General features: G+C 52.8%; 21 protein-coding genes and 1 riboswitch. Of the genes, 9 read left to right on the forward strand and 12 right to left on the reverse strand.

The window, feature by feature from the left end; all coding sequences use genetic code 11:
* Positions 1–33: 33 nt before the first annotated feature.
* Positions 34–1,989, reverse strand: a complete 1,956-nt coding sequence (locus tag M467_RS30685; protein WP_021068066.1) for an ATP-binding protein — start codon at positions 1,987–1,989, stop codon at positions 34–36.
* A gap of 191 nt (positions 1,990–2,180) precedes the next feature.
* Here M467_RS30685 and M467_RS30690 point away from each other — a divergent pair, with 191 nt between their 5' ends.
* Both M467_RS30690 and M467_RS30695 read left to right on the forward strand, forming a co-directional pair.
* Positions 2,181–2,501 (forward strand): PadR family transcriptional regulator, encoded by a 321-nt coding sequence (locus M467_RS30690; protein ID WP_021068067.1) that lies wholly within the window; start codon positions 2,181–2,183, stop codon positions 2,499–2,501.
* Positions 2,498–3,523, forward strand: coding sequence for a DUF4097 family beta strand repeat-containing protein (locus tag M467_RS30695; RefSeq protein ID WP_021068068.1), 1,026 nt, complete (start codon positions 2,498–2,500; stop codon positions 3,521–3,523). The genes M467_RS30690 and M467_RS30695 overlap by 4 nt, the downstream gene beginning before the upstream one ends.
* Before the next feature lie 48 nt (positions 3,524–3,571).
* Here M467_RS30695 and M467_RS30700 read toward each other — a convergent pair whose 3' ends face one another.
* The 4 genes from M467_RS30700 to M467_RS30715 all read right to left on the reverse strand — a co-directional run bounded on the left by M467_RS30700 (position 3,572) and on the right by M467_RS30715 (position 7,935).
* Positions 3,572–4,267, reverse strand: coding sequence for a LutC/YkgG family protein (locus tag M467_RS30700; protein ID WP_021068069.1), 696 nt, complete (start codon positions 4,265–4,267; stop codon positions 3,572–3,574).
* Entirely contained in the window at positions 4,264–5,667 is a 1,404-nt protein-coding gene (locus M467_RS30705; protein WP_031200455.1) for a LutB/LldF family L-lactate oxidation iron-sulfur protein, read from the reverse strand. Before M467_RS30705 ends, M467_RS30700 begins: the two co-directional genes overlap by 4 nt.
* Before the next feature lie 2 nt (positions 5,668–5,669).
* Positions 5,670–6,407: a (Fe-S)-binding protein gene (locus M467_RS30710; protein WP_029596292.1), complete on the reverse strand. Its 738-nt coding sequence runs from the start codon at positions 6,405–6,407 to the stop codon at positions 5,670–5,672.
* Positions 6,408–6,645: 238 nt separating this feature from the next.
* Positions 6,646–7,935, reverse strand: a complete 1,290-nt coding sequence (locus M467_RS30715; RefSeq protein WP_021068072.1) for an NCS2 family permease — start codon at positions 7,933–7,935, stop codon at positions 6,646–6,648.
* Between the two features lie 236 nt (positions 7,936–8,171).
* Between M467_RS30715 and M467_RS30720 the strand changes: the two genes are divergently transcribed.
* The 5 genes from M467_RS30720 to M467_RS30735 all read left to right on the forward strand — a co-directional run bounded on the left by M467_RS30720 (position 8,172) and on the right by M467_RS30735 (position 10,982).
* Entirely contained in the window at positions 8,172–8,405 is a 234-nt protein-coding gene (locus M467_RS30720) for a hypothetical protein (protein WP_021068073.1), read from the forward strand.
* A gap of 11 nt (positions 8,406–8,416) precedes the next feature.
* Positions 8,417–9,376 carry a LacI family DNA-binding transcriptional regulator gene (locus M467_RS30725; protein ID WP_021068074.1) on the forward strand — a complete coding sequence of 320 codons (960 nt, stop codon included), beginning with the start codon at positions 8,417–8,419 and terminating at the stop codon, positions 9,374–9,376.
* Between the two features lie 67 nt (positions 9,377–9,443).
* Positions 9,444–9,725, forward strand: a complete 282-nt coding sequence (locus M467_RS30730; RefSeq protein WP_021068075.1) for a HesB/YadR/YfhF family protein — start codon at positions 9,444–9,446, stop codon at positions 9,723–9,725.
* 94 nt (positions 9,726–9,819) lie between these two features.
* Complete coding sequence (locus M467_RS31825) at positions 9,820–9,957, forward strand: hypothetical protein (RefSeq protein WP_021068076.1); 138 nt, start codon at positions 9,820–9,822, stop codon at positions 9,955–9,957.
* A 95-nt stretch (positions 9,958–10,052) separates the two neighbouring features.
* Positions 10,053–10,982: a manganese-dependent inorganic pyrophosphatase gene (locus M467_RS30735; protein WP_021068077.1), complete on the forward strand. Its 930-nt coding sequence runs from the start codon at positions 10,053–10,055 to the stop codon at positions 10,980–10,982.
* A gap of 57 nt (positions 10,983–11,039) precedes the next feature.
* On the opposite strand, the gene M467_RS30740 is transcribed toward M467_RS30735, so the two are convergent.
* The 7 genes from M467_RS30740 to M467_RS30770 all read right to left on the reverse strand — a co-directional run bounded on the left by M467_RS30740 (position 11,040) and on the right by M467_RS30770 (position 17,544).
* Positions 11,040–11,465: a GNAT family N-acetyltransferase gene (locus tag M467_RS30740; protein WP_021068078.1), complete on the reverse strand. Its 426-nt coding sequence runs from the start codon at positions 11,463–11,465 to the stop codon at positions 11,040–11,042.
* A 24-nt stretch (positions 11,466–11,489) separates the two neighbouring features.
* The gene (locus M467_RS30745) at positions 11,490–12,281 is read right to left on the reverse strand and encodes an ABC transporter permease (protein ID WP_021068079.1); all 792 of its coding nucleotides are present in this window, start codon (positions 12,279–12,281) and stop codon (positions 11,490–11,492) included.
* Positions 12,278–13,072, reverse strand: a complete 795-nt coding sequence (locus M467_RS30750; RefSeq protein ID WP_021068080.1) for an ABC transporter permease — start codon at positions 13,070–13,072, stop codon at positions 12,278–12,280. The genes M467_RS30745 and M467_RS30750 overlap by 4 nt, the downstream gene beginning before the upstream one ends.
* Positions 13,069–14,073: an ABC transporter ATP-binding protein gene (locus M467_RS30755; protein WP_021068081.1), complete on the reverse strand. Its 1,005-nt coding sequence runs from the start codon at positions 14,071–14,073 to the stop codon at positions 13,069–13,071. The genes M467_RS30750 and M467_RS30755 overlap by 4 nt, the downstream gene beginning before the upstream one ends.
* Before the next feature lie 108 nt (positions 14,074–14,181).
* Complete coding sequence (locus M467_RS30760; protein WP_021068082.1) at positions 14,182–15,300, reverse strand: DUF418 domain-containing protein; 1,119 nt, start codon at positions 15,298–15,300, stop codon at positions 14,182–14,184.
* Positions 15,301–15,321: 21 nt separating this feature from the next.
* Positions 15,322–16,875, reverse strand: coding sequence for an ABC-F family ATP-binding cassette domain-containing protein (locus tag M467_RS30765; RefSeq protein ID WP_021068083.1), 1,554 nt, complete (start codon positions 16,873–16,875; stop codon positions 15,322–15,324).
* Positions 16,876–16,935: 60 nt separating this feature from the next.
* A complete protein-coding gene (locus M467_RS30770) occupies positions 16,936–17,544 on the reverse strand; it encodes an NAD(P)-dependent oxidoreductase (protein ID WP_021068084.1) in 609 nt (202 codons plus the stop codon).
* A 131-nt stretch (positions 17,545–17,675) separates the two neighbouring features.
* Positions 17,676–17,777: riboswitch (purine riboswitch) on the forward strand.
* A 77-nt stretch (positions 17,778–17,854) separates the two neighbouring features.
* Here M467_RS30770 and M467_RS30775 point away from each other — a divergent pair.
* Positions 17,855–18,436, forward strand: a complete 582-nt coding sequence (locus tag M467_RS30775) for a xanthine phosphoribosyltransferase (RefSeq protein WP_021068085.1) — start codon at positions 17,855–17,857, stop codon at positions 18,434–18,436.
* Positions 18,433–19,737 carry a nucleobase:cation symporter-2 family protein gene (locus M467_RS30780; RefSeq protein WP_021068086.1) on the forward strand — a complete coding sequence of 435 codons (1,305 nt, stop codon included), beginning with the start codon at positions 18,433–18,435 and terminating at the stop codon, positions 19,735–19,737. The genes M467_RS30775 and M467_RS30780 overlap by 4 nt, the downstream gene beginning before the upstream one ends.
* Positions 19,738–19,756 lie beyond the last annotated feature (19 nt).

Here is a 19,756-nt window from a genome sequence, read left to right on the forward strand (position 1 = left end):
GGCTCCGCGTCAAGCGAAGCCTCCCTTTGTCTATTAACTGCTTAGTTGATTTTCCATACTATATTTCGGCAAGAGGATGGTAAACGTCGAACCATGGCCGATGCTCGAATCGACACGAATCGTTCCGCCGTGCCCTTCGGCAATCTCTTTACAGATGGCGAGGCCGAGGCCCGTGCCACCGATTTTACGACTGGCCGAATTGTCGACGCGATAAAACTTGTCGAACAGTTTCGGCAACGCCGACATCGGGATGCCGATGCCAGTGTCCTGAATCGAAATCTCGATGACGTCTGACTTGTCATTCGTGACACAGACGGCGACTTTGCCGCCTTCCGGTGAATATTTGATCGCATTGTGGAGCAAGTTCGTGAACAGTTGACTCAGGCGATCCCGATCACCGTATACATACAGATTCGTATCACATTCGAGGGAGAGCTGATGATGTTCGCTCGCACCTTGATGGATGGCGATCGTTTCTTTTAAAATCGTATGCAAGCTCTCGGGTCGGCTATGGTACGTCTGTTTGCCGGACTCCATCCGTTGCACGTCGAGCAAGTTGGAAATCAAGTCCTCGAGACGGAGCGTCTCTTGGTGAATCATCCCTAAATATTGATCGATGCGCTCTGCAGGCATCGTCCGATAGCGAAGCAGCTCGGTGAAGCCGATGATGCTCGTGAGCGGTGTGCGCAGTTCGTGCGACACGGTCGACACGAGTTCCGTTTTCAAGCGGTCGACTTCGGTCTCTTGCGTCACATCCCGGAAAACGAGCATCGTGCCATGACGGGTGCCACGCAAGTGGATTTTCTCGGCATACATCTGGATGAAGCGTTCTTCTTGATTCATCGAGAACGTCACGCTTTCTTCCATGCTCTCGCCATCAAACGCACGGCGCATGAATGAGAAGAACGAGTCTTTCTGATCGACTTGAAGACCGAGTTCCTCTAAATCAGCATCCAAGCGGTACAAGTCCATCTCGTTCCGTTTCGTGGCGGCTTGATTGAACATGATGAAGAGGGCCTGGTTGGCGAACTTCTCATGTGTCGTATGCTCGACATAAATGACCGCATCACGAATCGAGTGCAGGAGGCGCGCCGTCTTCTCACGTTCTTCCTCGACTTGGTTGCGTTGTGTCGCGAGCGAAGAGGCCATTTGACGGAATGAGTTCGTCAATTGTCCGACCTCATTTCGCGAAGAGACAGCCGCTGGAATCGGAATGATCCGTTCATCCGCCAGTCGATCACTGTTGATAATCAAGTTCTGCAGTTGACCGGTCAATCGTTTCACATAAGGGCGAGCAGCGATAAAGAGGACGAGCAACACGGCGAGGAGGGAGAGGAGCCAGAGCACTTGCGCCCACTTTGTATGAGTGGCGAGTTGCTCCCGCAACTGATTCTCTTCTTCATTCAACGAGTTGCGGTATTCGGTGAACACCGTCTCCATATCGACGATGCTCGCGCTCATATCTGCGGCACTTTTTGAGTTGATTTTGAATTTGCGGTCGGCAGGCGGTTCCGCTTGCGGCGTCACTTTGCCAAGTGTCGGCATTTTCAAAAACGGTTCGGTGACCGTCCCTTCGCGTTTGGCGATGACATATCGCTCTAGGCTCGGCATGACGCGTTGTTGATAAGCCGAGAATAGCGTCCGTGCGTCGCTGGCATACGTCTTCTCTTTTTCAGTGACCGCGTTCGTCTCGAACCATGCGGTCTGAATCTCAATTAAGTCTTGTTTTTCTTTCACGCGGGCGAGCATCGCCTCGTCGCCGAGGATGACATAGCCACGCATTTCATATTGCATCGACTGCCACGTCTCGAATAGTTCGGTCGCGTTCGTGCGACGTTCACTAATGTTCTCGAGCGATGACGTCGTCTGTTCGATTCGGTTTTCCGTATACATGTACACGGCGAGTGAGGTCAGGAGGATCAGTCCGATGAATAAATAGAAGACGAATAAAAACTGTCTTCCGATCCGCTGGTCAATCCATGCTTTCATAAAGACCGTTCCTTCCTGGAACTGCGTACATTCCTGCTGTGACAAATATCCTACGAGTATCGTTCCTTCATTGTACAGATTTAAACCAGTTGTTTCCACCAATCAAGAAATAAGCGGAAATTTAACTATTATCTATTGAATAATAGTGAATGATGAGCTATTGTTTAATATATAGTAGAGGAGGCGAGGAAATGAATCCTCAGTTCAAGAAAGGTGTGCTCAATTTGTGCGTGCTCGCGCTCGTCGAGACGCATGACCGTTACGGATACGAGCTCGTGCAAGCCATCTCGGCAAAAGTCGCCATCTCGGAAGGGGCCGTCTATCCGCTCCTGCGGCGACTCACCTCGGACGGGTATTTCACAACGTACTTAAAGGAGTCGGCAGAAGGACCACCGCGAAAGTACTACACGATCACAGAGCAGGGGAAAGCTCATTTGGCAGAACTACGTGCGGAATGGGAAGCGTTCACGACCGGTGTCAACGAATTGATTGAAGGGGGAACGGACAAATGACAGAAGAACAGTATTTATTGGAACTCGAACGGTTACTGATGGGCATGAGCGTCATCGAGCGGGTCGATATTTTACGGGATGTGTCGGAATACTTTGCGAGCGGACGGGTTGACGGGAAGACAGATGCGGCGATGATTGAAGAACTCGGGGCGCCAAGCGCGCTCGCGAGCGAGTTGCTCGAATCAAACGAGCTCTCGTCTGAGGTACGCAAAGAACCGGCCGTTGTCAAAAGCCAGAACGTGGCGTTTCGCAACGTCTCGATTAACGTCCTGCAAGCGCACGTCCAAGTCGTGCCGTCTCATGACGGCTTTGCCTACGCCACGCTCGAGACGGAACGAGACCACGGGGTGACGATGGAGATTGTCGGGGACACCCTGGAGATTCGAATCGAATCAGAGCGCCGGTTTGGTCTGTCGAACTTGTTCGCCTGGGCGGTGACCAAGGCACCGGTGTTACACGTCGAGTTACCACGCCATGCATATGAGCAAGTCGTCTTGAAAAATCGTCTCGGCTCCTGTGACGTGCGCAATCTCGAGGCCGCATCGGTCGAAGTTGAGAGTGAGAACGGGAGCATCACGGCCCATACTGTTAGCGCCAAGCGAGGCTCGTTCCGCTCTTCGAACGGGAAAGTCAGTCTCACGTCGATGACAGGGCAGGACCTTGACGCGCAATCGTCGAACGGACGCGTGGAAGTGCTTGGCTCGACTGTGGATCGTCTCGAGGTTCAGTCGTCGAACGGCCGTCTCGATATCCATGACGTGACAGGGGCAGTCGAGGCGAAGACATCGAACGGACGCATCGACTGTGTCATAGATGTGCTCGAGCATCCGGTCCGTCTGAAAACGAACAACGGACGCATCGATGTGCGTCTGAAGCGAGATCCGCGTGACGCCGTCATCCGGGCCAAGACGAGAAACGGCAAAGTCGAACTGTTCGGCGACCGGGCGAACGAGCGGACGTTCGGGGACGGGACGGTCGAACTCAAACTGACGAGCTCGAACGGGAGCATCACCGTCGAATAAGCATGAAAAAGACTCGCGCGTGAGCTATTCACGCGCGAGTCTTTTTGTTTACAGATCGTGGACAAGCAAGTAGGCGACACGGACCGGTCCGTGCACCCCAACAATCAAATTCATCTCGATATCGGCCGAGTTCGATGGACCTGAGATGAAGTTGACCCCGTTCGGCGAGTTGAGCTCACCGGAGCGGTCGAGGTCGGCTAGTTGTTTGGCCGCCTGCGTCATCCGCGGGACGAGCACCGATTTCGGGATGATGGCGATATGGTCGCGCGGCAATAGGCTGATTGTACGTGACTTGCCGGGTGCTGCGTATTGAACGATGGTTGCACTCTCGGCGAGGGCCTGGTCGGCAATCGTGATGCCGATATCGGCTTTTATGGCGAGGGAACGGCTGTCTTCCGGTCGCTCCACATCCCACCAGTCAAACGATTCGCTCGTGTTTGGGGCCCACGCCTGAATCCGGTCGTCATGTTCAGCGATGATGGCTTTCCCTTCATACCGATCAATTAACAGACGGAGCGTATCATCGAGGTTGGCCGACTCGCATTCGACGACGTCGGTGTGGATGCGTGTCGCGACCATCCGGAATGTCTCGAGCAGTTCCTCGTCGGACGCATCTTTCAACACCTCGTCTTGCGGTCGATGCTTATACACTCGTTTCGGCGGCGTCAAATCGACGTCACGTCCGAGTTGCCCTGCGATTCGTTTTAGAAAATCCTCGCGATTGGTGATCGTGCCTGGATTCATTCTGCATTCCCCCGTTTCTTGAACCAATCCCGCACCGTCTGCTTGGCCGGTTGCGGTAAGTCTTTCGAATCCGTCCATGCCGGTAACCCTTTATCGATTTGTCCCGCTTTCGTGAACGGGGACGATGCGAACGGCGCGATGTGTTCGGCCGCTTCAAATAAGAACGGACTCGAGGACGTGACGGCGAAGCCTTTCATGGCGATGCGCTCGACGAACGGTGATTGTTTCTTCTCTTCGACGATGACCCGGCGATGCTCAATCAACAGCTCGTGAAGCGGGATTTTGACCGGACAGGCTTCCGTACAGGCACCGCATAGGCTCGAGGCGTATGGTAATTCTTTGTAATTCTCGTATCCGTCGAGGAGCGGGGCGAGCACGGCACCGATCGGGCCCGGATAAATCGAGCCGTAGGCGTGACCACCAATATGGCGGTAGACTGGGCAGACATTGATACAGGCCGCACAGCGGATGCATTGGAGCACAGACTGGAACTGTGTGCCGAGGATACCAGAGCGTTTGTTGTCGACGATGACGAGATGGAACTCCTCTGGTCCATCGACTTCGCCGTGACCGCGCGTGCCAGCGAACGTCGTGATGTACGAGGTGAGTCGTTGACCGACGGCGCTCCGACATAGCATATTGACGAGCACCTCGAACTCTTCATACGATGGCACGATCCGTTCCATGCCCATGACCGAGATGACCGTGTCCGGAAGCGACGTCACCATGCGACCGTTCCCTTCGTTCGTCACGAGCCCGACGGCACCGCTCTCGGCGATGGCGAAGTTACAGCCCGTGATGCCGACTTCTGCTTTCAAAAAGTCTTTCCGCAACTCACGGCGAGCATAACGCCCGAGCTCGGTCGGGTCGTTCGATCCTTCATAGCCGTGGGCCGTGAACGTCTCGTGGACGGCGTTTCGGTCTTTGTGCAAGGCCGGGGCGACGATGTGCGACGGTGGATCGTTGTCGAGCTGCAGAATCCATTCCCCGAGATCGGACTCGACGACCGTGCATCCTTCCTCATGGAGCGCCTCATTCAACCCGATTTCTTCTGTTACCATCGATTTCGATTTGACGATGTGCTTGGCATTCTTGGCGCGAACGACTTCCCGGATGTAACGGTTCGCTTCTTCCGGCGTCTCGGCGAAAAAGACGTTGCCGCCCCGTTTGGAGATATTCTCGCTCAATTGATACAAGTAATAGTCAAGATGTTCGAGCACATGTTGGCGAATCTCTTCCGAATGGTCCCGAAACGCTTCCCAATCCCCAAGCTCACCTGCCGCGTTCAGCCTTCCGTCACGTAATCGGTTCTGGGCCGAACTTACGGCTTGGCGCATGAATGGATTATCAATCCCGTCTTTGCGTCGATCTTGAAACTTCTCATCTAACCGAATCCCCATGCTCATGCTTGTTTCACCCCTTCGTTCAACACTTCCGCGATATGCATCACTTTGATCGGATGACCTTGTTTATGCAGGCGTCCCCCGATATTCATCAAACACGAGGCGTCCGCCCCGATGAGCACCTCGGCCCCCGAGTTCAAGATCGATTCAACTTTCTCATCGACCATCTGCACCGAGACGTCTGGCATCTTGACGGAGAATGTCCCCCCGAAGCCGCAACAGTTGTGGACATTGTCGAGCGGGAGCATCGTCAAGCCGTCGACATTTTTGAGCAACTGCCCCGGTGCCGCCTCGATGCCGAGCAGGCGCGTCATGTGGCACGAGGCGTGGTACGTCGCCTTGGCGGAGAACTTGGCCCCGACGTCCGTCACTTCGAGCACGTCGACGATGAACTGCGTCAATTCGAACGTCTTCGCCGCATGGGCCTCGGCCCGCATCTTCCAAGCCAGGTCATCTTTGAACAAGTGCGGATAGTCGCGCATCATCATGACACATGAACCGGACGGGCCGACGATATAATCGGCATCGGCCTTCTCGAACGTCTCAATCATATGCTTCGCAATCTTCTTCGTCTCTTCATGGTAGCCGCTGTTATAGGCGGGCTGACCGCAACACGTCTGCTCAAACGGGAAACTGACGTCACAACCTAGATGTTCTAATAGTTCGACCGTCGCTTGTCCTACCGATGGGAACAACGTATCAGAGAGACAAGTGACGAACAGTGCCACTTTAGGCATGTCCATTCCTTCTTTCCTGTTCATAGTTTTATTCGTAAACGGTTTCACAGTTATTATTCCATAACAAATAGCCACAAAACAGAAAAATGGGACGAATCTCTCAAATAAATGTAAAATCCTACCTAATTGAGAACTAAATGATAATGAATCAAGATTCAGGATGGAACTGATATACGACAGTGTTCCCGTGCTGAATAACAGAAAAACCCTCGTCGGTCGACGAGGGTTCGAATCTAACTTATAAGAAAAACATTTCCAAGATGAATAGCGCGCCGAACAAGTAGATGAGCGGGTGGACCGTCTCTTTGTTCATCGCTTTAAAGATTGGGTACAGGATGAATCCGAAGGCGATCCCGCGTTCGATACTGCCTGAGAGCGGCATGATGAGAATCGTCATGAACGCCGGGAAGTATTCGCTGAAGTCCGTCCAGTCGATATAGCGGACGTTCGTCAACATGAGTGCTCCGACGATGATGAGCGCCGGCGCCGTGATGGCGGCGACACCAGAGATGGCACCGATGAGCGGGCTGAAGAACAACGTCAGTCCGAACAAACCGGCTACGACCGCTGTCGTGAGACCGGTCCGTCCGCCTTGGGCGACACCGGCAGCTGATTCAATGTAGGCCGTCGACGGGCTCGTCCCGACGAGCGAGCCACCCATTGTCGCGAGCGAGTCGGCGAACAAAGCGCGGTGACCGTTCTCAATCGTCCCATCCTCTTTCAACAGGTTGGCCTGTTTTCCGACACCGACGAGTGTTCCCGTCGTATCGAATAACGTGACGAGGAAGAATGACAAGACGGCACCGAACAAGCCGTATTGGATGACGTCTGAGAACGCCGTGAGCGGATTGACCATCAGTCCTTCCGGCAATGTCGGCATCGCCGTCACGCCTTCAATCTTCAAGAGACCCATGAAATAGGCGGCGATTCCGGTAAGTACCATCCCGATGAGGAGCGAGCCTGGGACGTTCCGAGAGAACAAGAGCGCCGAGACAATCAAGCCACCGAGGACGAGCAAGACACTCGGCGATGACAAGTCCCCGAGCCGGACAAGGTTCGCCTCATCCGCAACGATGAGACCTGACAACTTCAATCCGAGCGAGGCAATGAACAAACCGATACCGGTCGTGATGGCATGCTTGAGCGACGCCGGGATCGCTTGAATCAGTTTCGTCCGAATCGGTGACAGCGACAAAATCAAGAAGAAGACCGACGAGACGAACACGACGCCGAGCGCGGCTGACGGAGCAATCTGTTGCTGGGCGACGAGTGTATACGCGAAGAATGCGTTCAGTCCCATCCCTGGTGCAACGGCGATTGGGAGGTTGGCGTAGAACGCCATGAGTCCGGTACCAATCAAGATGGCGATGATGGTCGCCGTGAACGCTTGTGCGAACGGGATGCCGGCATCTGACAGAATCGCAGGGTTAACGACGGAGATGTATGCCATCGTCACGAACGTTGTGATGCCGGCCATCACTTCTTGTTTAACGTTCGTCTCATGTTGTTTCAATTGAAAAAAGTTCATGAATAAAACTCCCTATCATTAGTAATTTCCGAACAATAATGTTCGTTAATCTTCGAATTAACGTTATCAACTTGATGACTATACAAAATGAGCTGGCTGTCGTCAATGATTTTGAGTGAAAATACCTAAAATATTCTCATGTAAGCGCTGAATGTTCGGAAATAGACAAAATAAAAATAGTACTTGCTCTGAAACGCGTTTCAGACTGTACGGTTAAGTCAAAGGAGGGAAAACTCATGAATCCGACAACGTGGAAGACATGGTGTAGTGGGATCGTCTACGAACTCGTCATCAATCAGTTGTATACGCCGCTCGGAAGAATGTTGTGCGCCCGTTTCCAAGACGAGTTTCTTCATCTACCCGTCGAAGAACGGTTTCGTCTCGTCCAAGCCATCCGGAAACAAGTGATTGCGAAAGGTGACAGTCAGGAGTCAGAGTGGGTACACTATATGCAAAGACTGACAAATTGAGGTGAGACAGGATGGCGAACATTCGAGATATCGCAAAATATGCGGACGTATCCGTGACGACGGTATCGCGCGTGCTCAATGAGCATCCGTACGTGTCGAAAGAGAAGCGGGAACGGGTGCGACGGGCGATGGCCGAACTTGGCTATTTACGGAATCAGCAGGCGCTGACGTTATCGACCGGTCGCACACAGCGTTTCGTCGTCGTGTTGCCGTATTTGGATCATCCGTATTATGGACTGTTCGTCAACGGGCTCGCGAAAGCTGCCCTCCAAAGAGATTATCGACTCGTCATGTGGCAGACAGAATATCAACTCGACCAAGAGCGGCAAGCGCTTGATCTATTGAAGCACCGTGAAGTCGATGGGGCGATTCTGTTATCCCATACGATGACATTCGATGAGATGGAAACGTATCGACAGTTTGGTCCGATCGCGGTCGCGACCGTCGGAGCGCCGCAGACGATTTCTTCGGTCCACGTCGATCATTACACCGCGTTCGTCGCCGGGTTGCGCGTGTTGGCGCAAGCGGGATATGCCGAAATCGGCATCGTGTTGTCAAGACAAGATAGTCCAAGCTCGATCGCGCGTCAGCAAGCGTACTTCGATGAAGTCGAACTTGCGCGTGAGCGGTGGGTCTGGACCGGTTACTTGACGAGCGAGGACGGAATCGGACTGGCCGATTCGTTTCTGCGTCAACAAGAGCGTCCTCGAGCGCTCTTTTTCTCGTCGGATTATGTGGCGCTCGGTTTTTTAGGGGAATTACGCCGTCGCGGTGTCAGCATCCCCGATGAAATCGCCATCCTGGGCTTCGATGGTCATCCGATCGGTCAGGCATTCGGTCTGTCGACGATGCACTCGCCAAATGAAGACATCGGCCGGACGTTGTTCGACGTGACGTTCGAGGAAATGAACGGTGCAGCTTCGGTCACAAACAGTTTAACGGTCACGTATTTGCCGGGGACGACACTCTAGGCAACTTCCTCGCTCGTCTTTTCTGAAACGATTAGAATGGAGACAGAAGTCGAGAGGAGGATGACAGATGAAGATTAACGTGACAGAAGAAGCACTCCAATTTTTTAAAGATGAGATGGAGGTCGAGGCAGGCCAGACGGTGCGTTTATTCGCTAAATATGGGGGTTCGACCGATTTGACGCACGGTTTCTCAGTGGGGGTCATCACAGAAGATATCGACAACGCGGCGGTCGAAACGGAAGCGGACGGGATTCGCTTCGTCGTGGCTGAACAGGATGAATGGTTGTTCCAAGGACAAGACGTTAACGTCGAGATCCGTGGCGACGAGGTCGTCTTCGTTCAAGCGTGACATCACAGTTTGTTAACAGTAAGAATACATCCGTTTGAAGCCATCCAGCTCGGGGAACAGTCTACGACATGACAAAACCGAAAGGATGAGACAGATGTCAGAACAAGATAAAAAGCGTGAACAAGAAGAACAAGAGAAGTTGAAACGAGACCAACCGGATATTTCGCACGAAGAAGATTCAAAAGGGGATCATTCGGACCTCGAAGAGACGGACGAAGACGAACAAGCGTAAAGAGCCCTAGTGGCTCTTTTTGTTTGGGAATTGAAAGAATGAGTATAGACGTTATAATGGATAAGGGAAAACTATCATAGTGAGGAGAATGTATGATGAGTACAGTACTAGTCTTTGGACATAAAAATCCAGACACAGATACGATTTGTTCGGCGCTCGCTTACGCGGAGCTCAAGAAAAAGTTAGGGATGGACGCTGAGGCAATCCGTCTCGGTGAAGTGAACGGGGAGACGCAATATGCGCTCGACCACTTCCGTGTCAAGGCACCACGCCTCGTGGAACGCGTCTCAGACGAAGTGAACTCGGTCATCTTGGTCGACCATAATGAGTTCCAACAAAGTGCGGAAGACATCGCAGACGTGCGCATCCTTGAAGTCGTCGATCACCACCGTATCGCCAACTTCCAAACAGCAGATGCCCTCTACTATCGGGCAGAGCCGGTCGGATGCACGGCGACGATTTTGCTCAAACTCTATAAAGAGCACGGTGTCGAAATCGCGCCTGACATGGCAGGATTGATGCTATCGGCGATCATCTCGGACTCGCTCTTGTTCAAGTCACCGACATGCACGGACGAGGATATCAAAGCGGCAAAAGAACTCGCAGCTATCTCAGGTACAGACATCGAGACATACGGTCTTGAGATGTTGAAAGCTGGAGCTGACCTTAGCCAAAAAACGATCCCAGAACTCATCTCGCTCGACGCGAAAGAGTTTGCGATGGGTGACTACCGCATTGAGATTGCTCAAGTGAACACGGTCGACGCGAACGATGTGTTGAGCCGTAAAGCTGAAGTCGAAGCGGCAATGGCCGTGAAGATGTTAGACAAAGAACTCGATTTGTTTGTCTTCGCCATCACGAACATCTTGACGAACGATTCAGAAGCACTCGTTGTCGGTAAGAAGACGGATCTATTCGAGCAGGCGTTCAACGTCAAATTGGTCGATGGTCTTGCGACACTCCCTGGTGTCGTCTCACGTAAAAAGCAAATCGTACCGGTGCTCACAGCAGCGGCGACGAACTAAGAAACGAGAAAGGCTCGAAGCAGATCAATCTGCTCCGAGCCTTTTTTTGATAATCGATTAGACAGTTAGCGATTTTTTCAAGTAATACTGCTGGTGCTCCGGTGTCGGATGGCCGTGAATCACACCGACGACCTCATAGCCGAGGGCGATGTAAAATTTCGGTGCCTGAAAACTGAACGTATCGAGTTGAATCAGTCTGCAGGCTTGGTCGATGGCCAATTGTTCGATGTCACGCATCAATTGTTTTCCGTATCCTAACCCGCGAACGCTCGCATCGAGCCATAAAAAGTTGACGTGCAGCGTCTGCCAAAAGATGGTTCCCGTCACACCACCGACGATGTCTTCATCCTCATTTCTCATAATGAAGCTGACTTGTTGGACGGGGTGTTTGATTTCTTCGGGAAGTTGAGCTGAATTGTATTCGATTAATCGCTGCCGAATCCATTCACTATCTTCCTGATTCCACTGTTTCGTGATGTTCATGTCATGATTCCTTTCTCCATGGAGTTATGACCCTGTACTGGCGAACGACCGAAGCCCGAACAGCCAAAATCGATAGGCGAGGATGAGACTGAACGCAGCCACGAACGGTGTTGCCAGTGCGAACAGTGTGAAGCCGCGACCCTCGAAAAAGTACATGGCCGGATAGAACGCGGTGAATCCAAACGGAATCACATACGTCAACACGAACATGATGACTTTCGAGTAAATCGTCATGGGATAGCGGGCGAAATCACTCAAGCTGAAGACAGCGAAGACGACAGGCAAACTGTCAATCATCCAAAACGAGAACGTCGCGAAGAACAGATTGACGGCGATATAAATCATGCCGCTCGCGAGCACCATGACAAGCAAAACGAGATAATCAATGACATTCCACACCATGCCGAGCTCGTTCGAGGCGAGCCAGAGGACGCTTCCGCCAATCAACAGCTGACCAAAGCCGTCTTGTTGCACACGCTCGGCGATGATTTGAAAGAGCGGATTGACCGGGCGCATGAGAATCCGGTCCAAGTTTCCCGTCCGAATGTACTGCCAGCCAATCGTCCATAAGTTATCGAAGAAGATGTGGTGGATGGCCCGGCCTAGAAAGGCGATGCCGTAGATGAATAAGATTTCATAAAAGCCCCAGCCATTCAGTGACTCGATATGACGAAACACGATCGATAAAAAGAAGAGGGCGGCGAACTGTTGACCAAAGACGGACAAGACCCCAATCAAGAAGTCCATCCGATATTCCATCATCACTTTGAAATGATTTTTGGCATATAACCAATATAGTTTTGCGTATCGTTTCATCCTCCGAACACCGTCACTTTCCGAACCGCATAGGCGAACAACAGACGCACGAAGATGAAGAACGCCGCGACCCATCCGAGTTGGATGAGGATGGATGGCCAAATGCCGGATGCAGCGATTTCACCCGTATAGATGGCGACCGGGACATAGACGAGCGATGCGAACGGCAAGTAGAGGCTGACCGTTTGAAACCAGTCCGGGAAGAGCGTCAACGGCACGAGTGCGCCCGACATGATAGTGATGACGGCTTCCTGTAGGACGGACAGCCCCCAAACGTTGACCGTGTAAAATGATAACACCCCGACAAGCAGATCGATTAACGTCGCGAGCAGGACGGCGAGCACGACACTGACGGCGAAAGCGGACGCGGCCTCCATCGATGTCGGCGAATCGACACCGATGAACACCATCGCGATGACGAGGAGCGGCAACGTCGCCCGAAAGAACGTCGATGTCTTGGCACCGAGGTCTTGGGCGAGCAATTTATCGAGCAAGTGATACGGACGCAACAACTCGATGGCGACACCACCATGTTTAATCAGATGGGCGAGCTCACGGCCGGCACTGCCGCGAAATTGGTCTAGCATCGTCGCGAGGATGGCATACGTCAACATCGTCGAGAGCGCAATCCCCGAGACGTCTGTCTTATTCTCATAGACGGCCTGCCAAAAGAAATAAAGGATGAACAAGCGCATCGTCACTGAGAACATACTGGCCCAATACCAAGCGGCATACGCCATGTCGACTTTGATTTGTGATACGGCGAGCGCGATATATTTTCGTAGTCTCATGCGCTCACCCCGGTCTTATACAAGTTCCGGATGAGCGCCTCCATTTTCGGCACGACGACGGACAGGTCTTTCACTTGATTGCAGTTGACGATTTCACGAATCAGTTGTCCGCTCGAGATCTCGTGGTGGTTGAAGGCGAGCTGAATCGTCTCATCCTCTGTCTCGAGTCGCATGACGCTTCCTGTCACAGCCGGAGGCAACTCGAACGTGCTTCCTTCGTCGAGTGTGATTTCGAGCGTACGCTCGTTATTGAACGTCTGCTTGAGGGTCTCGATGCGGTCGTCATAGATGATTCGCCCCTCATCGAGCACGATGACCCGGTCACACACTTCCTCGATGTCTTGCATGTCATGCGTCGTTAAGATGACGGTCGTTCCCCAAGCATCGCTAATCTCACGGATGAACGCCCGAATCGTCTCTTTGATGTCGATATCGAGACCGATTGTCAGTTCGTCCAAATAGACGACGCGCGGGCGATGTAAGAAGGCGGCGGCGAGCTCGCAGCGCATCTTTTGTCCGAGCGATAACTGGCGGACCGGGACGTCGAGCAATGGTTCAAGTTGCAACCGTTCGATGAACCAGGCGACCGTCTCTTGAAATTCGTCACGCGGTACTTCATAAATCTCGCAAAGCAAGTCGAAGGATTCGCGGACCGGGATGTCCCAGAACAGCTGCGTCCGCTGACCGAACACGGCCCCGATTTGCCGAGCGTTTTTGACCCGTTCTTCATGCGGGTCGATTCCATAGACGTGGACCGAGCCGGCATCAGGCCGCAATACACCCGCTAACATTTTAATCGTCGTCGATTTACCGGCGCCGTTGAAGCCGATATAGCCGACGCGTTCACCAGGCGCAATCGAGAGGTCGATGCCTTTGACGGCCTCTTTGATGCGATATTTCCGCGTGAAGAGCGCCTTGATTGCGCCTTTTAGCCCGGCATCGCGTTCCATGATTTTGTATTGTTTGACGAGGCCTTTCACCTCGATGGCTAACTGTGACATACGTTCCTCCTTGTTTATGCAAGCGTTTTCCTCAATTAGGATAGCATGAGTTTCTGGGATTTCCTACCTGCATAAAAAAAGACCGGACAAGAAAGTCCGGTCTGATGATTATTTAGCCTGTGTACCATACGTTCCAATGCGCCATAGTTTCTCGAACGGGCCGTATCGATGCGATTTGAGCCACCACATCGAGAAGAACGCCTGGGCAATCAAAATCGCGATACTTAAGAACAATCCTTCCGTCAACGACAGGCGACCGTAGTAGCCGAGAGCGATGACCGGCAGGACGACGACGAGCGTGTGCGTCAAATAGTTCGTCAGCGCCATACGGCCGAGCGCCTGCAGCGGACGGAATGCACGTCCGTTGCGAACGGCGATCGTGAACAGACAGACGTACACAGTCGCAAGCAGTTTGCCCGAGATGAGGACGGCGGCTGAGTTTGTCGAACCGTATGCCGCGCCGCCTCCGTAGTGATGCCAAATAATGACTGCGAAGAACGGTAGGGCTGCTATCGTACAGATGATGGCCGTCCGTGTCAATCCTCGGATGCTCCACGTGAGGAGTTTCCGTTCCCGTCCGATATAAAGTCCGAACAAGAACAGGCTGAAGATTTCAAAACCGGCGAACAACGAGTTGACGAACATATCGAAGATTTCAGTTTCCAAGCGATAGTCGAACCAAGGTCCGAATCCGGAATTGAATGCAGTCGGGAATGGTCCTGCAATAGACGTATACCCTAATGCCCATTCCAGATAGATTGATGAGCCATAAAACAATACAAAGCTTGTGATCAACAAACCCCATGCCCACGTTAAAATCGCCCGGTTGCTTAATCCATAAAACAACGGGAGCAACAAGCCCCACATCGCATACGTATGTAAGATGTCACCCGACCAAATGGCCAGGTGAGCGAGTCCGAATAGAAACAAGATGACGATGCGGCGGATATAACGGCCGACCGAATCCCCGCGCGCATACGAGCGCTCGAGGAAAATCGAGAAGCCGATTCCGAATAAGAGCGAGAAAATCGTGTAAAACTTCGTCTGGATGAACAAATCGAACAGCGTCCGGACGAAGAGGTCGCTTCCCTCATACATCGGATTACCGAAAATCCAGTCGCTCCCGAGCATGCTTGGGATGTTGACGAGGAAGATGCCGCATAGGGCAAACCCTCGAATGATATCATACAGAACGATGCGTTCGTTTACTTGAATCGGGCCAGCCATACGCCACTTCCTCTACACGGATTAGAATACTTTTGTCGTCCACGATTCACAGTTCCAGACGTCGGTGACGATGTCTTGATAGAACTCCGGTTCGTGACTGATGAGTAGGATACTGCCTTTATATTCTTTCAACGCGCGCTTCAACTCTTCCTTCGCGTCGACGTCCAAGTGATTCGTCGGCTCATCGAGGAGGAGCAAGTTCGATTCGTTGTTTTGGAGCTTACAGAGACGGACTTTCGCCTTCTCTCCACCACTGAGGACCGCGATTTTACTCTCGATATGCTTCGTCATGAGACCGCATTTCGCGAGCATGGCACGGACTTGTTGCTGGTTGAGTGATGGGAACTCGCTCCAAATCTCTTCGATACATGTGTTGTTGCTGACGGCCGCTTCTTGTTCGAAGTACCCGATCTCCAAGAACTCACCGCGTTCGACGGTTCCTTCAAGCGGGTTGATCATGCCGAGAAGACTCTTCAACAGCGTCGTTTTCCCGATCCCGTTCGCACCGACGAGGGCGATCTTCTGACCGCGCTCCATTTGGAGGTCGAGCGGGCGTGAGAGCGGCTCGTCATAACCGATGACGAGATTTTTGGCGTCAAAGATGAGACGACCTGACGTGCGTGCCTGCAAGAACCGGAACTCTGGTTTTGGACGTTCCGCACTCAATTCGATGACGTCCATCTTATCGAGTTTCTTCTGGCGCGACATCGCCATGTTCCGTGTCGAGACGCGTGCCTTGTTGCGGGCGACGAAGTCTTTCAAGTCGGCGATTTCTGCCTGCTGGCGTTTATAAGCCGATTCAAGCTGCGAGCGTTTCATCTCGTACACTTCCATGAACTTGTCGTAGTCCCCGACATAGCGTGACAAGTCTTGATTCTCCATATGGTAGACCAAGTTGATGACGCTGTTTAAGAACGGGATATCGTGCGAAATCAAGATGAAGGCGTTGTCGTAGTTCTGGAGATAACGCTTCAACCACTCGATGTGGGCCTCGTCCAAATAGTTGGTCGGCTCATCGAGGAGAAGGATGTCCGGCTTCTCAAGAAGCAATTTCGCGAGCAATACTTTCGTCCGCTGACCACCTGAGAGGTCCGTGACGTCACGGTCGAGTCCGACATCTAAAATACCGAGACCGCGTGCGACTTCTTCGACTTTCGCGTCGATGATATAGAAGTCGTTCGAATCGAGCATTTCCTGCAGTTCGCCGACTTCGGCGAGCATGTCGTCCATCTGTTCAGGCGTCGCATCGCCCATTTCCATGTAGAGCTCACCGATTCGTGTTTCGGTGTCAATCAAGTATTGGAATGCGCTCTTTAACACGTCCCGAATCGTCATCCCACGCTCGAGGACAGCGTGCTGGTCGAGGTAACCGACACGGACGTTTTTCGCCCACTCGATTTTGCCTTCGTCTGGTTGGAGCTTACGTGTGATGATGTTCATGAACGTTGATTTTCCTTCACCGTTCGCTCCGATGAGGCCGATGTGTTCGCCTTTCAATAGACGGAAAGACACGTCGTTCAAAATGGCGCGGTCACCGAAACCGTGGCTCAAGTTTTGTACTGTTAATATACTCATATTTCTTATTCGTTCCCTTCAAAGTTGACTATCCGATATTGTAGCATGGATTCAAAAAAATTAGTACGCCAGCCCGACTGATTGGCGGACGAAGAGTTGGTCTTCAACGGCGTTCAGCATGAACTGGGCGACATCGGCCCGTGAAATCTGTTTTCCGTTGTCTGGAATGCTGTCGATAGACGTTCGATACACCGAGGTCCGGGGACCGTCCGTCAGTTGCATCGGCCGCACGATCGTGTAATCGAACGACGAGTTGCGCCACAAATCGACCGCGGCCCGGTGATCACGGAGCGGCTTCCGGAGCATGAACGTCACGACCGTACCAGCGATTCCGGGAATCTCTTTGTCGATTCCGGCTGAGGCGAGATAGACGACCCGAGTGACGTCATTTGCTTTCAGCGCCGGGACGAGTGCGTCGGTGACGCGGGCCAAGAAGTCCGAATCGCTCAAGTCGGTCCCGAGACAGCTGATGACGGCGTCATGACCAGCGAGGGCATCTGTCAAAGCGGCGCTGTCTGTGACGTCGCCTTCGATGATTTCAAGTTGCGGGGTCGGAATCAATTTTTTCTGTTCCCGCACGAAGGCGGTCACATGGTGGCCATGCTCGATGGCCTGGTCGACAAACTGATGACCGGTCCGGCCGGTGGCACCTAAAACGAATAGCTTCATAATGGATGTGGCTCCTCTCGTTTTTCCAGTATCTTTAGTATACAGCAGTTTCAGAAAAATCGAACTTTTAGCCGTCTTTTCCAAAACGGGTTGCAATTTATTAAATATCGTCTAGAATAAGTCCTATCTTATATAAATAAAAGATTCGCACTCGTATATCAGCGGGAATATGGCCCGCAAGTCTCTACCGAACCACCGTAAATGGTTCGACTACGGGTGACGCTTGTCGTGTGCATTCGTTTTGTTTCCATGCGGTTCGTCGTCCCCGGGTTGGGGTGACGAATCGCATTTTTTTATTGGAGGGAAAACAATGAAGCAATTAGAAGACAAAATCAGAGATGAAGGACAAGCGTTGTCCGAACACGTATTGAAAGTCGATGCCTTCTTGAACCATCAAGTCGATCCTGTCTTAATGCAAGCCATCGGACGCGAGTTCGCAGACCGGTTCCGTGACGCGGGAATTGACCGCATCGTCACATTGGAATCGAGTGGAATCGCTCCGGCCATGATGACGGCGCTTGAGATGAACATCCCGTTCGTTTTCGCACGTAAACGTAAATCACTCACGCTCCAAGACGATCTCGTTGAAGCGGACGTCTATTCGTTCACGAAACAAGAGACGAACCGCATCAGTTTGAGCCGACGCTTCGTCCAACCCGGGGAGCGCGTGCTCGTCATCGATGACTTCCTTGCCAACGGGGAAGCCGCTCTCGGTTTGACGCAACTCGTCGAATCCGCCGGGGCGGTCGTCGCCGGTGTCGGCATCGTCATCGAGAAGTCGTTCCAACCGGGACGGGACAAGTTGCTCGAACGAGGCTATCAAGTCGAGTCACTCGCCCGGATCGCAAAGCTTGAAGCGGGTGAGATTTCCTTCGTGGAGGTGGTCCGATGAATACGTTTAAAACAGCCAGCCTTGGTTTCCAACACTTACTCGCCATGTACACGGGCGCGGCCATTGTCCCGCTCATCGTCGGTGGCGCCATCGGACTCGGTCCGACGGAACTCGCGTATCTCGTCGCAATCGATTTGTTCATGTGTGGTGTCGCGACGCTGTTACAAGTATGGACGACTTGTTTTACCGGCGTTGGTCTGCCGGTCGTGCTCGGTTGTACGTTCACCGCGGTCGGTCCGATGATTGCCATCGGTAGCTCAAGCGGCATCACCGCCATCTATGGGGCGCTCATCGCGAGCGGGATCATCGTCATCTTAATTTCAGGTTTTGTCGGAAAACTGGCCCGCTTCTTCCCGCCGGTCGTGCTCGGCTCAGTCGTGACGATTATCGGTCTCTCGCTCATCCCGGTCGCCATCAATGACATCGGCGGCGGGATGCCGGGTGAGCCTGGCTTCGCTTCGATGCAAAACTTGGCGCTCGGTGGCTTGACCATCGGCTTGATTCTCGTCTTGAACCGAATCGGTACCGTGTTCACACGGGCGGCCGCCGTCTTGTTTGCGGTCTTGATCGGCACAGGTGTCGCCGCATTCCTCGGTCTCGTCGATTTCAGCCCGGTCCGTGAGGCCGGTTGGTTCCAAATGGTACAACCGTTCTACTTCGGGATGCCGACGTTTGATGTCTCGGCCATCCTCGTCATGACGCTCGTGGCCATCATCTCGATGATTGAATCGACGGGTGTCTTCTTGGCACTGAGCGATATCACGAAAAAACCGATTGGCTCGAACGAGTTGACGAAAGGATATCGGGCCGAGGGTGTGGCAACGATTCTCGGAGGGATTTTCAACAGCTTCCCGTACACGACGTTCAGTCAAAACGTTGGACTCGTCCAATTGTCAGGCGTCAAATCGCGTCGCGTCATCTTCTGGACGAGCGGTCTGTTGATTTTACTGGGCTTCTTGCCGAAAGTCGCGACGTTCACGACATTGATTCCGAAACCGGTTCTCGGTGGGGCGATGCTCGTCATGTTCGGCACGGTCGCCGCGTCAGGGATTCGGATTTTGAGCCAAGTTGATTTTGCGAAAAATGAGAACTTGATTACAATCGCCTTGTCGATCGGTGTCGGGCTTGGCATCACGGCCAACCCGGCCATCGTCGCAAATATGCCGGAAGCGGTGCAGTTGTTCACGGACAGTGCCATCGTCGCCGGATCGTTCACTGCCTTGTTATTGAACGGGTTCTTCCGACTCGTCGACCGGTTCCGTCCGGCCGAGGTCGTTGCCGATAACCGGCAAGTCAGCTAGACTGAAAGGAACTACGTAA

It is taken from the genome of Exiguobacterium chiriqhucha RW-2, assembly GCF_000416965.1.
Classification (GTDB): domain Bacteria; phylum Bacillota; class Bacilli; order Exiguobacteriales; family Exiguobacteriaceae; genus Exiguobacterium; species Exiguobacterium chiriqhucha.